Origin of the sequence: uncultured Gimesia sp. (assembly GCF_937910335.1) — a bacterium.
Taxonomy (GTDB): domain Bacteria; phylum Planctomycetota; class Planctomycetia; order Planctomycetales; family Planctomycetaceae; genus Gimesia.
The window spans coordinates 1-16416 of sequence record NZ_CALEMX010000407.1 but is presented as its reverse complement, the minus strand read 5'-3'; the positions used below and the strand labels follow the sequence as shown (position 1 = coordinate 16416).

General features: G+C 47.1%; 14 protein-coding genes. 4 read left to right on the top strand and 10 right to left on the bottom strand.

Translation table 11 applies throughout. From position 1 onward, the window contains the following. The 4 genes from Q0668_RS16060 to Q0668_RS16045 all read right to left on the bottom strand — a co-directional run. The coding region (locus Q0668_RS16060; protein WP_298866472.1) for a DUF4062 domain-containing protein at positions 1-1570 on the bottom strand (1570 nt) is incomplete at its 3' end. Between the two features lie 350 nt (positions 1571-1920). After that, positions 1921-3603 carry a family 16 glycoside hydrolase gene (locus Q0668_RS16055; protein WP_298866470.1) on the bottom strand — a complete coding sequence of 561 codons (1683 nt, stop codon included), beginning with the start codon at positions 3601-3603 and terminating at the stop codon, positions 1921-1923. 197 nt (positions 3604-3800) lie between these two features. Next, positions 3801-4829 (bottom strand): ankyrin repeat domain-containing protein, encoded by a 1029-nt coding sequence (locus Q0668_RS16050; RefSeq protein WP_298866468.1) that lies wholly within the window; start codon positions 4827-4829, stop codon positions 3801-3803. A gap of 35 nt (positions 4830-4864) precedes the next feature. Continuing rightward, positions 4865-6343: a sulfatase-like hydrolase/transferase gene (locus Q0668_RS16045; RefSeq protein WP_298866466.1), complete on the bottom strand. Its 1479-nt coding sequence runs from the start codon at positions 6341-6343 to the stop codon at positions 4865-4867. A 553-nt stretch (positions 6344-6896) separates the two neighbouring features. On the opposite strand from Q0668_RS16045, the gene Q0668_RS16040 reads away from it, so the two are divergent. Both Q0668_RS16040 and lepA read left to right on the top strand, forming a co-directional pair. After that, positions 6897-7916 (top strand): ROK family protein, encoded by a 1020-nt coding sequence (locus Q0668_RS16040; protein WP_298866464.1) that lies wholly within the window; start codon positions 6897-6899, stop codon positions 7914-7916. A gap of 61 nt (positions 7917-7977) precedes the next feature. Beyond that, positions 7978-9786 carry a translation elongation factor 4 gene (gene lepA / locus Q0668_RS16035; RefSeq protein WP_298866462.1) on the top strand — a complete coding sequence of 603 codons (1809 nt, stop codon included), beginning with the start codon at positions 7978-7980 and terminating at the stop codon, positions 9784-9786. A gap of 40 nt (positions 9787-9826) precedes the next feature. Here the strand turns inward: lepA and Q0668_RS16030 are convergent, their stop codons facing one another. The 6 genes from Q0668_RS16030 to Q0668_RS16005 form a co-directional block, all read right to left on the bottom strand. Next, positions 9827-10174, bottom strand: a complete 348-nt coding sequence (locus Q0668_RS16030) for an amidohydrolase (RefSeq protein ID WP_298866460.1) — start codon at positions 10172-10174, stop codon at positions 9827-9829. Between the two features lie 233 nt (positions 10175-10407). Further along, positions 10408-11103, bottom strand: coding sequence for a hypothetical protein (locus Q0668_RS16025; protein WP_298866458.1), 696 nt, complete (start codon positions 11101-11103; stop codon positions 10408-10410). Between the two features lie 64 nt (positions 11104-11167). Then, complete coding sequence (locus Q0668_RS16020) at positions 11168-11860, bottom strand: hypothetical protein (RefSeq protein ID WP_298866456.1); 693 nt, start codon at positions 11858-11860, stop codon at positions 11168-11170. A 104-nt stretch (positions 11861-11964) separates the two neighbouring features. Next, positions 11965-12408, bottom strand: coding sequence for a DUF2752 domain-containing protein (locus tag Q0668_RS16015; protein ID WP_298866454.1), 444 nt, complete (start codon positions 12406-12408; stop codon positions 11965-11967). Between the two features lie 169 nt (positions 12409-12577). Next, positions 12578-13417, bottom strand: coding sequence for a diaminopimelate epimerase (gene dapF, locus Q0668_RS16010; protein WP_298866452.1), 840 nt, complete (start codon positions 13415-13417; stop codon positions 12578-12580). Positions 13418-13482: 65 nt separating this feature from the next. After that, entirely contained in the window at positions 13483-14511 is a 1029-nt protein-coding gene (locus tag Q0668_RS16005) for an HD domain-containing protein (RefSeq protein ID WP_298866450.1), read from the bottom strand. A 445-nt stretch (positions 14512-14956) separates the two neighbouring features. Here Q0668_RS16005 and Q0668_RS16000 point away from each other — a divergent pair, with 445 nt between their 5' ends. Both Q0668_RS16000 and Q0668_RS15995 read left to right on the top strand, forming a co-directional pair. After that, a complete protein-coding gene (locus Q0668_RS16000; protein WP_298866448.1) occupies positions 14957-15286 on the top strand; it encodes an iron-sulfur cluster assembly accessory protein in 330 nt (109 codons plus the stop codon). 385 nt (positions 15287-15671) lie between these two features. Further along, a partial coding sequence (locus Q0668_RS15995; RefSeq protein WP_298866446.1) for an SDR family oxidoreductase occupies positions 15672-16416 on the top strand: 745 nt, incomplete at its 3' end.

The window sequence follows — 16416 nt, the reverse complement described above, 5'->3', positions numbered from 1 at the left end:
GTTCTTCCAATGCCACCAGCAGGAATAATGGGTTTTCCGTTGCCGGGTTATTCAGCAATAATTTCACTTGTTCTGGATCGAGAGTCTTGGCCGACAGTGAGGGAACCTGTCTGATAATTTCAAAGCGTTCGTCGTTTGATAAAGGCGTAATCTGGTACTCGGCCCGGTTATGAAGCTGAAATGCTTGCAACACCGGTTCGTCTCGATCGGGATCGTCAATACAACTGGCAACGATTTTGACATGACTCGGCAGCTTCCACGGCAACCAGGTGAGGGCATGGGCGTTGTCGGTTTCGTCCAACTGGTTAAGTGCATCAAGCACGAACAGGACTCGTCGGTCGCGCGGAACCTGCGCAATGAATCGGCGAAACAAATTGCACAAAGAATTAGTATCCGGTGGGATTCTGTCTTCAAAATCGAACTCGCGTTTTAGAATCGAACAGAACCGTTGCAGCATCTGCCTTAACCCGGTAGATGTGGGACTGGAGCCGATGAAGTGTGGGATCACCAGTACGTTTTGATGATCAATTTCATACTCGGTGACGAATTTGGCCATTGCAGCCGATTTACCTAACCCGGATGGACCAGTGACCAAACAGGGCACCCGGTGCTTACTGCCGGCAAACTTCATCAGCGCACGCTGGATTGGTTCCCGGCCCACATAGACACGCAATCGAGATTCCATGAAGCTTCGATGAGAATCAGCCTCTTCGGCCAGCGAATCATATTCGATTTGCGGCTTAGTCAGTGGTGTATCTGCCAGGTTGTATTCGGCCTGGATCGACTCCCAAAGATGATCGAACACATCTTGGCCAAACGTCTTTAATCCGTCCAGGTAGACCACACTTTCTTCGTTTATGAACTGTTGAAGTTCGTCATTCAGGCTGACATATTCTTGCGGGGTAACGATGCCATCGCTGGCCACCTGTTCGATTTTCTGCTGATCTTCATCAGTTAAATTTTCCCAAGTTGTCCGTTTTTGGATCAAGCCCCAATTGATTTTGAGCCCGCTAAATTCGCAGGGATAGTTCTCGTAGACCGGAATAGTGGCGTCGCGAATTGACTGCTTGAGTTCTTCCAGGTTCTCAGCCGATAAATCGTTTTCGCTAAGCATATCCGCACGTTTGGCGGCTGGAATATTCTCGAGAAAAGACTTATCTCGAAAATAGAAGAACGAACGCGGCTGCATCTCATGATCGTTCAACACGCCGTGAACAATTTCGAGTTCGGTGATCGACTTGCCCGTCATGCTTTGCACCCAGCCGTAGGCCGGTTTGGACAGGCTCGGAATTTCTTTCGGTACATATCCATACCGTTCGCCGAGGATGCCGATAAAGAACGGACGACAATCGTCAATCTGCTGCAGACACAAATCGAGAGCCCGGTCATCGTCCGCCTGCTCCGCGGTCACGCCCCATCGCAAGTCGATATCGACCAGGTGAATCCGATGTTTTTCCAACTTCTCGCGCAACGCGGGAAAGACCACTTTCACAAGCCAGTCCCGTTCGGCGTGCATATCGCTGAACGTCGATGAAATAAAGACACGAACAGTTTTCCAACCGATTGACATGCTACATCCTCTGAACTCAAACAAGATATGAGACGATGAGGTTATTCATTCTCACTAGAATAGATGTGCTATACAAGCCACCCGGACGATAGCGATTTGGGGCTATGAATTTTTACATTAGAAAAAATGTGATATAGATGCACTGAATCCTCAATTAACGAAAACCTAATTCCATCACCAGCTTCAAATTCCTTTACACGGGAAGGGTAAACCGAAAATTCCAGTCCCAGCAAACGTTGATTAAACGGTACACGCCGCAGCCCAATCAACGCGCGTAAAAAAAGCCATCTGAAAGAACGGGGGATTCCTCTCAGATGGCTGATATGGTCACTTTGAAAGTAACCGTTTCTTTAAAGCTCCAGTAACTTCACATTCTTATACCAGACTTTATGCCCGTGGTCCTGAAAACCAACGTATCCCTTTCTCGGGAAATCTTTCACAGCCTGCTTGAATTTGTGATTGGAACCGTCCAGGCGTTTGCCAGCTTCTGTCCATTCATCGGCGTTTAAACTGGCGACCACTTTTCCATTCACGGCAACACTGATCTGCGGTCCTTTACAGGTAATCTCAAAATTGGTCCATTCTCCCGGTGCACTGGCTCGATTGACGGCAGGAGCAACCAGATCATAAATCGCACCAAAATCGTGCATGCCGGTTCCTTTTCCGCTAATCACCTGTGCTTCGAAACCGGTCTGCACGGGCTTATTCAGATCACCCACGCGAAAGAACACGCCGGAGTTGCACTCTTCCGGCATCTTGACATCACATTTGAATGTGAAATCGCCAACCGGTTTTTCATAAACGATTAAATAACCGCCTGACTTGTAAGGCACCAAAGTTCCATTTTCAATGGGAGCGGCGATCGTTTTACCGTTATTGCATTTCCAACCGGAAAAATCTTTACCATTAAATAACAGTTTCCAACCCGCGGCTTTTTCCGCAGACGAGAGCTTGTTGTCTGTTTCCGAAAGATCACCGCCCGCCAGATCCAGTTTTGCGAGTTTCTTGTGGGCTTCTTTTTTGGCTTTCTCTAAGACACTCGCTAGTGTGACTTCTGCTCCACCTTGACGTTTACTTTCGTCGGCGGCTTCCATAAAGCTATAGATTTCCAAGGTTTCTGCTTCGCTGACCGGTGGTTTACCAGAGCGGAAGAACTTGACAATTTCCACGAGTAACGGCTTATATCCATCATAGCCACCTACGGGAACTTCTCCATTTTTTCCAACTGCGGTACCACCATAGCCACCAGGAGTTCCTTTGCGAACACCGGAAAACTGGCCTACGCGTCCGCCGGACCATTTCCCGACGACTTCATCCCGGTCCTTATTACTGACAGTTCTTTTGGCTGATTGGCAACCAGTGCCCATCACGGTGAACAGTGTTTCTACGCCATGAATTCCATACCAGAACAGATCAGGGTGCGTTGATTCCAGAGAACACGGACTATGCGTACTGCATTTGGTGATCTTGCCTTCTCCCCCATTCCGAAGATTTTGTGCTCCTTTGGAAAAACGCAGTGAGGACGAAGAAAACATCGGCGTATTGTATTTGCGCGACAGTTCGAACAACGCAACCGCATCCGTTAGCGAACCAGCAATGGGCTTATCAATAAAAAGCGGCTTGCCTGCCTTGAGGACCGGCAGCGCCTGCTCCAGGTGAGGACGACCATCGTTGGTTTCCAAAAACACGACATCCACTTTCTTGAGAAGCTCATCAATGGAGTCAACAATCTCGACTCCCATTTTTTTGACTTGTTCTGTGTATTTCGGAACGCGTTCATAACTGGATTTAATGTCCGGACTGCCTTTGGGGTAAGCCGCGACAATACGAATACCAGCTAATTCTCCCGTCGGATTTCCCGTGTTGAGCATTTTGGTGAAGGCAATTGCATGCGAGGTATCCAACCCGATAATGCCCGCTTTCAATTCTTTTTTCGCTCCTTCTGCCAACAACGGGCCGGTAAGCGCCACGGTCAGTATTAATAACGAAAGAGTCGCCAGACTAAATAAGCGTCGTATTGGTCCCGAGTTCATAATGATCCTCAATCAAGTGTGACAGGTGAGCAAACAGGAAAATGGCAGGAAAAGTGCCCCTTCGATAAGGGAGAGAACACCTTCGATTTCCTTATGATTGTTTATAAATTCAATTATTGCAGACTCTCAACCTGAAATGCAATCATACAATCCTCTCGAGTCAAATTTTTCGTGTATTTGAATTTTTATCCTGCCACTCATTCGCGTTGAATTCCCATAAATTCATTGAGGAGTTGCCGGTTATTGTCGCTGATCCGAAGAATGTGTTGTTGATCCTCTTCCGACAAAGTGCTGCCCTGTTGCAGCAGGATCCGAAGTGAGCCAAGCTGCCAACAGTGAATAGCATATCCCACTGCGTTAAATTTGTAGAAGATTTCACAGGCTGCATCTGGAGAACAGGACAGCAGCCGGAGTGTGCCTGCCTCGTCACCACAGGCGACGAAACAACACAGATGCGCATCGGCCCCGTGATCAATCAGGTACTGAATCAATTCGTCACTGCATTGCTGAGAAGTTCGATGAAGCGCCGCAATCCCGACAGCATCCGATTGATTTACATCGGCCCCGTGCTCGATCAACAACTTGACTGCTGCGAATTGATTGTTGCGAGCTGCAACAAATAGCGCAGTCTCCCCTTCACTATTCAATTCATTAATCAGTGATTCATCCAAGTCAAGTAACCGCTTGATTAACTCAGTCCGGCCTATCGCTGCTGCCGTGAACAGGTCGACCTGGGCTTTATGATCCAGTAACAGTTGAATGATCTCCTCCGAAGCTTGCTGCTTCCAGGGTCCGCCATGAGATGCTTCAACCAATGCAGTCCGGCCCTTCTTATCTCGCGCGTTAACGTCGGCATGGCTGTGTAATAGAAGCTCAACCATTCCGTAGTGTCCTGAGCGCGCCGCGTACTGTAAGGCAGTCATACCGTCAGGCGTAGTCACTCGCGCCAACTCAAGATCGCGATTCAGCAAAATCTCGGCGTCTGCCGTTCTGCCCAGATAAGCACAGGCAAAAATGTCAACCACTGCACCGTGTACAAGCAGAAAATCAATCGCGCGCTGGTTGCGAAACAAAGCAGCCGTGTACAACGGCGGAAGACCTGATTCGTTGCATTGATCAACTAAGTGTGGACTTTGTGCCACGGCATCTTCCATCGCCTGTAAATCATCTTCGACCACATAATTGTGAAGGCCGATATTTGGGGGAAGCTGCCTGAAGTGGATCATGAGATCATCCCTCATAGTCGTCTGAATTTTGCAGATCAGTCGGAATAGTCCTTACCATTCAGGCTGTCGATAACAGATTTTTGCCAATCAAGTAAACCTGATTTCATTTTCTGTAGCCGTTTGGGATCGTCTCCGGAAAGATCTTTCTTCTCAGATCGGTCATGTCCCAGATGATAGAGTTTGTATTCCTCTTGATTCTTTTTTGAAATCGATTTCATCAGTTTATAATCGCCGTCGATCCAGGCTGCAGCTCCCGGCAGTTCCTTTTTTGAATACTTCGTTTCCAGACTGGCGACGTTTGCATCAGGAACCGGTCCTGCCGGAATCGGCTTTTCCGGTGTCTGTTGTTTCTGAAGCGCGAGTAAAATATCTGTACTGCGTTTGGGATGCCCTTTTGCAGGATAAGTCCAGAAACCCATCGGCCGGGAACGTTTTGTCATTTTTCCCTCAATCAGAGGTAACAGACTGACTCCATCCAGATGCGGCTGATGAGAAACCTTCGCGCCGACAATCTGTAAAACGGTCGGATAAATATCAATGGTCCCGCAAGGCATACTTGATGTCTCCGGCTTTTTGATGCGTGCAGGCCATTCGATCATGGAGGGCACCCGGATGCCTCCCTCCCACAGATTACCTTTCCAGCCGGCAAGTCCGCCGGTTGCCTGGGAACGGGCCGCTTCTGTTTTAAAACGTGGAGGACGAGGCCCATTATCACTTGTAAACCAGAGCAATGTATTTTCTGCCAAACCTAGATCCCGTAACTGTTGACGCAGATGTCCCATGGCGCGATCAACGCCCGTAATCTCGCCGAAATAGTTTTGAAAGCTGGGATCCTGATCTTTGTAAAGGGCTTTCAATTCCGAGACCGCTTCGTGGGGTGTATGAGGATTTCCGAACCAGATCACCGCTAAAAATGGTTGCTTTTTCTTGTCAGCCTGTTGAATGAATTTGAGTGCGGCATCAACGGTCACACGTGAACTCTCACCTTTGAGCTGTGTTACCACTCCATTGTGACTCATGAAAGGATTGTTCTCGTAAAAATTAGGACTCGAAACCCATTCATCAAATCCGCTGTTTCCGGGACAGACGGGGCTATTCGCTTGAACTGATCCCAGATGCCACTTCCCAAAATGGCCCGTCGTATATCCGGCTGACTTGACGGCTTCCGCGACGGTCACTTCCTGTGGTCTTAAAGTATGCCCCCAACTGAAACAGGCAAACCGATTGGGATGGCGGCCCGTTAGAAAACTGCCGCGCGTGGGCGAACAGACGGGAGCCGCCGCATAAAAACGATCTAAACGTAACCCGCTGGCCGCCATATCATCCAGATGGGGAGTTTTGAGAATGGGATGACCATTAAAACCAGTTTCGCCCCAGCCCTGATCGTCGGTCATACACAGAATAATATTCGGACGACTCGACTGAGTCTGCTCCGCTTTCAACGAAGAGGTAAAGCTGCTCAAACCCAGGCTGCCTACCAATACAAAAACCACTATTCGAAACTGATAAATCATACCATGCCTTTAAGCTGAACGACGTCTGTGAAAAAGAAACCTCATTACATTCGTGACCTGTTTTATCCTCCCTCAAATCAAACGGGGCGCCAAGTAGTTTCACGATAGCCGCGTCGATTTTCCAGAAAGTTCTTGTGTCGATGGAACATCTCCAGAGAATCCTGAGAGACCCTGACTCAGGCTGAGTGGTTGACAGGTCTCTCCCATACACGACATATAAGCTGAATGGGGAACGATTCAACTGTGTCCTGTAAAATCAAGCCGCATTATTTACCGCTCTCTCTCACTTTCGTGTATAAATCACTTTGACTCAGCACAAAAGCACCCGATCTCAACCTGTTTTTCCAGTCTGGTTGATTGCATCAATCCAGTTGGCTCGGCTATACTTCAAAATGGGCTGCCGGCTTTTCAGTGAACATATGTAGATTAACAAGAGCCAGTATAGGGTCACATTGCGTCTTCACATAAATTCGAGCCATTGCTTTCGCTCGATTGCGATCACGCCAGAGATCGATTTCAAAATACAAAACACAAGCGGAGTACCACTGCCGAAATGAAACCGACAAAAGATAATGAGCCCTATTTTGTCGGCGTTGATATTGGTGGTACAAATGTCAAAGTTGGTATTGTAGACGATTCCGGTCAAACACTGGCGTTTTGCCAGACGAAAACAGATGTGGACAAAGGCGTGGAGGCTGGATTACAACACATCTATCAGGCCATTGATACTGTTTTGTCTGACTGCCAGTTTAGGATGGATGATATCAAAGCGATTGGGATTGCCGCTCCCGGCACGATGGATATTCCGGGCGGGAAGTTTGTCGACCCTCCGAATCTGCCGACGTGGAAAGGATTTCCCATTCGACAGGTTATCAGTGATCATTATTCGGGAAAAAAAACGATCTTCCAGAATGATGCAAACGCTGCCGCTTATGGAGAATATTGGGTAGGGGGTGCACAGGAAGCACATAGCCTGGTGTTCTGGACGCTGGGTACAGGCATTGGCTGTGGTATTATTATAGATGAGATGATCATCGAAGGACGGCACTCTCACGGAAGTGAATGTGGCCATAGCATCATTCAAATGAAAAACGGCCGCTTGTGTGATTCAGGGCAGTATGGAACGTTGGAAGCATATGCGGGCGGGAAATCTCTTGTACGTCGATGTCAGGAAGAACTGGAGGCGGGGCGCGATTCGTTATTAAACGTACAATTGGAAGCAGGAACAGAACTGACACCTCTTTTAATTGCACAGATGGCGGAACAAGGGGATGACTTGTCAAATGAATTGATCATGGATTCGGCCATGTATCTGGGAGTAGGCACCACCACCCTCATGCATACCATTGACCCGGACATGGTGCTGTTTGGTGGCGCTGTGACTTTTGGTGGCAAGGACTCCGAACTGGGCCAACGTTTTATGAACCGCATTCGTGAAGAGGTCAAACACAGAGCGTTTCGCGTGCCTTACGAAAATACCATCATCGACTTTGCTGATCTAGGCTCTGATGCAGGATACATTGGCGCAGCCGGCTGTGCCCGACTTGCCAGCCTCAAAGCGGAAACAAATTAATAATCAAACCGGGTTATTTTTGCCGGGTTATCTAACAAAAAGAATTACGAGTTCTATTTAAATGGCAACTGAGCCCCGATTGATTCGAAACTTTTCCATTGTCGCACACATCGATCATGGAAAGAGCACGCTCGCCGATCAGTTACTACTGAAAACCGGTGCGATCACAGAGAGAGAATTCAAATCCCAGATTCTGGACGACTTGCAGATCGAACAGGAACGCGGGATTACCGTGAAAGCACGCACGGTTGCCATCTATCACGAGTACAAGGGAGAAACCTACGAACTGAATCTGATTGATACTCCCGGCCATGTTGACTTTCACTATGAAGTCTCGCGTAGTCTAGCCGCCTGCGAAGGCGCACTGTTATTGGTCGACGCGTTTCAGGGAGTGCAGGCACAGACGGTCGCTAACGCCTATGCTGCCATTAATTCCAATCTGTCAATCATCCCGGTCATCAATAAAATTGATCTGCCGGTTACGCGCATTGATGAAGTACTGGAAGAGGTTGAAACCGTGATCGGCCTGGACCCGACTGAAGCCTTGATGGTCAGTGCCAAAAATGGAATCGGAATCGAAGAAGTTCTCGACGCGATCATCGAACGCATTGATCCACCCAAAGGAGAAGCCGACGCGCCACTCCAGGCACTAGTATTTGACAGCAAATACAACCACTACCGAGGCGTTGTGACTTACGTACGTGTTGTTCAGGGAACCATCGTTAAAGGCCAATCCGTTGTTCTGATGCGTGGCGGAACAAAGCTCGATGTGATCGAACTCGGACAATTTACTCCCCAGATGGTAGCCGGTAAATCACTGGGCCCCGGACAAGTAGGTTACTTAGTCAGTGGTGCCAAGGATCTGGAACATGTGCATGTAGGGGATACGGTTGCCAACCCCAGAAACCTGGCGGAAGCACCACTGCCCGGTTATCAAAAACCACAACAAATGGTTTTCTGTGGAATGTATCCGATTGAAGCAACCGACTTCGAAAAGCTGCGGGGAGAATTGTCAAAGCTCAGTTTAAACGACGCCAGCTTCAGTTTTGTTCCCGAAACCAGTGATGCACTCGGGTTTGGTTTCCGTTGCGGTTTTCTAGGCATGCTGCACATGGAAATTATTCAACAGCGACTGGAGCAGGAATTTAATATTGACCTGCTGCAGACTGCCCCTAACGTTACATATGAAATTCTGCACCGAAATGGTGAGGTCATCATTATCGATAACCCACAAACCGTTCCGGATGCCGGACAAATTGAAGAATTTCGTGAACCGATTGCTTTGGTCTCGTTCATCTTGCCATCAGAGAGTATCGGCCCCATTATGCAGTTGTGTTCAGACCGACGCGGCATTTATAAGAATACAGAATATGTTGGCTCGAATCGTGCGCAATTGACTTATGAGTTGCCGCTGGCAGAAATCGTTTACGATATGTACGACCGGCTGAAAAGCGCCACACGCGGATACGGAACCATGGACTATGAACTCATTGGGTTCCGCACGGCTGATCTGGTAAAAATGGATATCCTCGTCAAATCGGAAAAAGTCGACGCACTTTCCACGATCGTCCATCGCACATCGGCCGAACGTAGAGGTCGTGCTCTGGTGAAACGGCTGAAAGTTGAAATCTCAAAACATCAGTTTGAAATACCGATTCAGGCTGCCATCGGCGGAAAATTTATTGCGAGAGAAACCATCCAGGCTTTGCGTAAAAATGTGACCGCAAAATGTTATGGCGGCGACATCACCCGAAAACGCAAACTATGGGAAAAGCAAAAAGAGGGTAAAAAACGACTCAAACAATTCGGGCAGGTCGAAATTCCACAGAAGGCTTTCCTGGCCGTCCTGGATGCTACGAAAGATGAGTAACAACTAGAGAGCGGATACTTCGTGCTGACATTGCCCTGGTTTATGCAACGTGCTCCAATAACTCTTCCAACTCTTTCGTACAGGCTTTGATCGAAATGACCGCCTGTTGAAAATTCGTATGCAAGGATGCTTCGGGGGCATCGAGCGCAAACTGATCGGTGGCTTTTCGGAGCTTGCTGATTTTTTTTCGCAGCATTTTCAGATAGGCGTCGTGGTCATCAACGCGTGTTTCCAGCGCCCGCGATGTATCAAATATCGCACGAGCAATATGCATCAGCTCTGGAAAGTCCTCGCCTTCATCACTGTGCTTCACAAAAGTACGCACCATCCAAGCATGTGATAAAATCACCTGACTGCGATCAACGACTTCCTGTTTACTGTAAGACATCCCGGTTTCGTATCCTGAAAGAAATGACGCATTTTTCACAGAGCGTCTCTTATCGCCTATTGCTGACAGTTAAGAAAAATAACGGGTCGCAACAGGACTCGCAAGAGTTCAGCATGAACGGGAGATATTTTCGTCTAACCACAGACGACTCTGAAGTGTATTCTGCGAAGCCGCTGCGGCCGATGATTCCAGGACCAAAGCTGTCAAAACGTGCTCATTAACCCGCATTCCGGTTAAATGGCATGAATGAAATCGTCGCCTTTATAATATTCGTAAAACAGACGACCAATTTCATCACTCAAGCGAGAAAGATACTCTTTCTTGAATTTGGAGAAGGTCACCTCTGAAGTCGCGCGGGGAGCCCGCAGTGGGTAGAACGAGGTGATTTCTTTACTGTAAAGTTTTTCTCCTTCGCCATCTTCGTCCATTTCATAAACAGTCACCATGCCTTCGGCACGACCACGATAGAGGTCGGAACTGTTCTCTTCATACAAACTGTATTCGTGCAATTCGATATGAATCACATACGAGACATCAAAGGCTTCGCCGATTTCTTCCGGCTTATCCCAATCAGGATTTTCATCCAACCAGGCGCGAATTCGATCCGGGTTGATCACTTTCACATTATGCTCGTGTAAACGAAATGTCGTATAGCGGGCAAGATCATTATGAATGCCATCAAAATTGTATTGCAGTTCTAAAGGAGCATAACACACGATGGCAACCGTGATGTCTTTGTCGGTCATCGACTTCTGAGTCTGGGCATCGAAGTCCGGCTCAATAGAGGGGGGACCACCGATCAAATATCCCAACAGGATAAAATAATTGCAACCGGACATCGTTGTGCATAACACCAAAACCAATGCCAGTTTCGAGACTGCATTGAAGAACTGTTTATGAACCTGTTTTCTGAACGAAAAAATTGTCATCGTGTGATCCTTCACAACTCCGTATTAGGCTTTGGACGCCACTTCTGAATGATTCATGGAAGAATTAAATTCCATCTCCCGTATGATAATTATAAAAGAAACGACCAATTTGATCGGCAATGCGATCTGTATATTTTTTCCTGAAGACTTTTGGTGATTCTGATTCAATCGAAACCGGCAAGTGACTAGGATACTCGGAAGTATATTCACTGACAAAGACTTCATGTGCGCGATTCAAACCATCCACTTCCATGACTTCATACGCCGACACAGTTCCAAATGCTTTCCCACGCAATAAGTTGGGGCTGTTTGGCTCACGATAATCGAATTCGTCAATGTCCACATGTATGATGTAATCGGCGTCAAAATTTTCAGCCAGTTCATCAACGTCGTTCCAGGATCCACCATTATCATCGAGCCAGGTTGCCACCTTACCCGTATCCATCACTTTGACATCATGTCGTTTTAGTTTGTAAGTAATCTGTTCGAGCAAGTCATAATTTAATGAAGGGTAATCCGATCGAATCGATTCGGGTGTCGAGCAGATTACAAGAACTTTTTGAGTTCCCTCAGACAGATCGACTTTGGTCCGGCTGGTAAATTCACAGGTTCTCAGCGGGTCGCCAAAAAACATTTTCCCCGCCATCACGCCCAGAGAACAACCGCTGATCCCTAAACTGATCAACAGCAACAGAGCCACTCCCAGCGAGTGCATGTTGCGCGAGTTTGATTTTTTCAGCGGTTTTAAATTACGCATTTTTTCTGCCATCCTTGGCATGAACCGAAATATCTGGTTGGGAAATGATTTGAACTGAAAGGAAAGGAATATTGTGTTTCGAAAAACCGGAAGGGTTTAAAATCTTAAAAAGTCAACCGAAAAACCCACTCGATCAGTGTGATCGTGATCAGACCACACAATAACCAGAGCAAACAGGTTTGAGGATTTGAGACCAGCCAGAGCTGTTTGCGATAAACACTGATCCAGGACCAGGGTATCATCACAGCACAGACCAAAGCTAAAACCAGACCAGCGGTGTTGGCTTGAGCAGACTGACGGATCTGACCGCGAACAAAATGTGAAAAGGAAGTTGTCATCCCACAACTGGGACAGGGAATGGATAGTTGATCTCGAATCACACAAGGTGCAAAACCAAATCTTTGATGGGTACCAAATCCACGTGGATCCGGCTTTGTTTGAATCGCAACTCCAAAGCCCGCAATCAGAAACAGACTCCAGCCGATCAACAGCGATCGAATTTTCCATCCAATGGGTAATCCCAGACTGGATGCACGGAACGCCGGCAAAAGGTCATTGCCTGTCGAATTGACTGAGGGTTTAAAATTGAAATTCATTTTGAGAATGAGAGAAGCCGATGTTTATCAGTTCTATTATTTTACTGCAAGACCATTTCAAAAAAATGTTCTGTCTGATCTAAGACAAAACCCAAGCCTGGAAGCTAAAAGACGATCCCACTCATTGTGGCCCGGCCCAAATGCCCTGAAAGACTTCCACAGCGGGTCCGGTCATGAACACTTCATCGGAATCAGACCATTCCAATCGTAAGTCACCACCAGGTAAATGGATAAGTACTTTTCGATCGGTACGACCGGTTAGGACGCCCGCTACCGCAGAGGCACAAGCACCCGTGCCGCAAGCCTGCGTCTCGCCCGAACCACGTTCCCAGACACGCATCTTCATTTCTGTTGGGGAAACCACCTCAATGAATTCCGCATTCACACGTCTGGGAAACATGGGATGAACCTCGACTTGCGGCCCGATTCCATGTACCCAATGATCACTGAGCGATTCAACAAATGTCACGCAATGGGGATTGCCCATCGAAACACAGGTCACCTGAAGTATTTCCTCTCCCAGATCCAGATCTGCATTCACAGGAGGATCGCCGGGAAGCAGCGTCGGAATTTCAGCACTGGTCAAGATGGGCTTCCCCATATTAACACGAACCTGACTGACTTTTTGGCCGGTGATTTCCAAGTCCAGGCTCAATACTCCTGCACCGGTTTCGATTTTCAGATTCTGTTGTTGTGCGAGGCCATGATCGTAAACGTATTTGGCCACGCATCGAACTCCATTGCCGCACATTTCCGATTCGCTACCGTCGGCGTTAAACATCCGCATTTGGGCGTCTGCTTTTTCGGAGGGGCAAATCAGAATTAATCCATCCGATCCGATCCCTTTATGTCGGTCACTGACTTCTATCGCCAGTCGAGAAATATCCTGGGGAAGCGTTTCTTCAAAGCAGTTGACGTACACATAATCGTTGCCCGCGCCCTGCATCTTGGTAAATTTCATCGCTCTCTTTTTTCTAATTCAATTTGTATTCTGTTGTGTTTTGTTTTGTTAAGTTATCAAATGGGCTAAGACGGTTCTTCTTTCGTCTTCAATCCCATAAAAATGCTGCGGCGTAATGCATTATCGCGGCTGGTAAACTGATCCTCATTACCGGGTAGTACCTCTTCCAACATGGTAGCCATCATATGGAATTTGGCATCAATGTCATCGGCATAATGGACTAATAATGCTTCCGGTGTATGCGGGGCAACTGGTGAACCCCACTCTGGCAAGTTTTGATGGGAAACAATCATATGCTCCAATCGCAATAACGTTTCGGGCTCGAGATCTTCGATGTTCTTCGCATGGTCTCGCACCAGATCACGACCGAGCAGAATATGACCAATCAGCCGTCCTGCAGGAGTATAACTTGAAGCATGGGGCTTGTATTCTAATTCAGTCAGCTTACCGATATCGTGTAAAATCGCTCCTGCAATAACCAGTGATTTATTCAAAGGAGGCTGCATTTCCTGATAATAAATACTGTATTTATCTGCCAGATAGCAGGCCGTCCTGGTCACAGATAAAACATGTTCTAAAAAACCTCCCGTGAAAGCATGGTGATTCCTGCTGGCAGCAGCAATGGTTTTGATTTCACTCTCATATTGATTCAATATCTCTAACACCAGATTTTTGAGGGGAACTTCTTCAATTTGTTCCTGCGTAATCTTCATCAATTCCTGAAACATTTCCTCGCTTGAGAAACGGGAACGATTGAAATACAGACTGGGATCAAAACCATCGGCTTCATCGCCTTCGATCACCGCGCGAATCCGATCGAGATCCAACTGAGGACCATATTTATTTTCATCATAGCGCGCCCGTATTTTATAAAACTCACCCTCTACCCATTTCGATTCACAATCTTCGAACCAGGTGGTATCGCTCCAGATCATGGATGTTGCCGTCACATAACTATCGCGAAACTGAACCCGATAATAAGGCTTCCCGTCACGTGTGGTTGCTTTCTCTTTGGAAACCAGCAACACAAAACTGTCAGCAAACTGGCCCGGTTCCAACTCGCTTAATAACAAGACTTGTCGAGCTGTATTCATACATCCTGCCTCAGTCATTCAGAACAGAAAAAGAAATTCCATTCTAAAGTCGAAACGCCTTGAGTGCAAAAGAGACTGATCATCGAACCGTCGCATTTTAGATAATCACATCCTTTTTAAACCTGATGACTGTTAACCCCCATTCAGAAGAAATAAGTGAGAGGCATCTGAAATTTTCATTTCGGATTTCGTCTGCGAACCAGGGGCCACAAACAACCTAAACCATTACACACATAACACTTACACAAAACTAACTGATTAAAAAGATCCAGACAAAAAGCGTCTCGGAAAAAATCGAACTCCTGCTATAATGGTATGAGAGAGCAAAGGGCATTCAGGCTCGCTTTCCCCAAACTCAGAATGAGGTTTTGGGCCTCTTATTTCGAAAAAATATACCATCAAAGGTTAATAAACCAAGCAACTTTTTAAACTGGAGATCTTTTTCATGGCTGTCACAATTACTGAAAATGCTTCCAAAGAACTGAAGCGATTTATGGAGAGCCAGGAGGACGCTGGTTCTCATTTAAGAATCGGGATCGTTTCAGGTGGTTGTAGTGGATTCCAATACGATTTCCGTTTCGTAGATGACTTGGATGAAGAAAATGATACTATTTCAGAACAGCATGGTGTCAAAGTCGTCGTTGATAAAAAGAGCGATCTCTTAATGGATGGAACGACCGTCGATTACTATGAAAGCCTGGAAAAACGAGGCTTCACATTCGACAACCCAAATGCAGTTAAATCCTGTGGGTGTGGAAGCAGCTTTTCTGCCTGATTCAGCGATCTTTTCCTGAATCATCGCAATTTGTAAACAACCTAAATTTCTAAAGATTTTGCCGAGGAGCATAAAATGCTCCTCGGTTTTCTTTGTTTTCAGGCAGCTCTTGTTTACAGTTTGTTTTGCTCGAGTCGTCTTTTCAGAATAACACTCGTGTAGAGGCCGCCATCTCTCTCAATCCAGAATCGATGTAAAGAAGGCTTTCTTGATTCTGAATGCGAACGAAACGAAAACACATGTCCGATTGTGAACTTCGAACGACTGCTCGACTTCTACAGTGCAAATCAGAAAACAATCACAAAAAAACAAAACGAATTTTAACGCACCAGATTTAATGACAACATCAAACTAAACGACTAAACGATCTGAAGGAAGAAATACAATGAAACTGGAAGGGAAAAATGCTCTCGTGACGGGTGCATCCCGCGGAATCGGAAGAGGTTGCGCGATCGAAATGGCAAAAGAAGGAGCCAATGTTGCCATCAACTATCGCTCCCACCCGGAAGAAGCAGAAGAGGCAGCCGAAGAGGCGCGATCATTCGGCGTAAAGGCGATCACAATCCAGGCGGATGTCGCTGATCAACACTCGGTGGATGCGGCTATTGCAAAGGTGGCAGAAGAATTCGGCAGCCTCGATATCTTCGTTTCCAATTCCGCTTATAGTGATCGTGAACTGATTCTGGACGCGGATATGGAAGGATTTAAAAGAACCATTGATGTCACGATGTGGGGTGCTTTTTTTGGTGTTCGCGCCGCAGCTTCACAAATGGTCAAACAGGATCAAGGAGGCGCAATCGTGGTGATCAGTTCTCCTCACGCGGTGATTGCGATCCCCACGTCGGCTGCATATAACATGGCAAAAGCGGCTATCGACCATATGGCACGAACTGCTGCCATTGAATTCGCTCCTCACAAAATTCGCGTGAATACCGTTCATCCAGGCTGGATCGATACACCGGGAGAACGAAAGTTCTTTTCGGATGAACAACTGAAAGCGGGTGCCGAAAATATTCCCTGGAAACGCTTGGGAAGTCCGAATGAAGTCGGAAAACTGGTTACATTTCTCTCCAGCCACGATGCTGACTATATGACGGGAAGTACCACAACCATTGATGGGGGAATCAGTC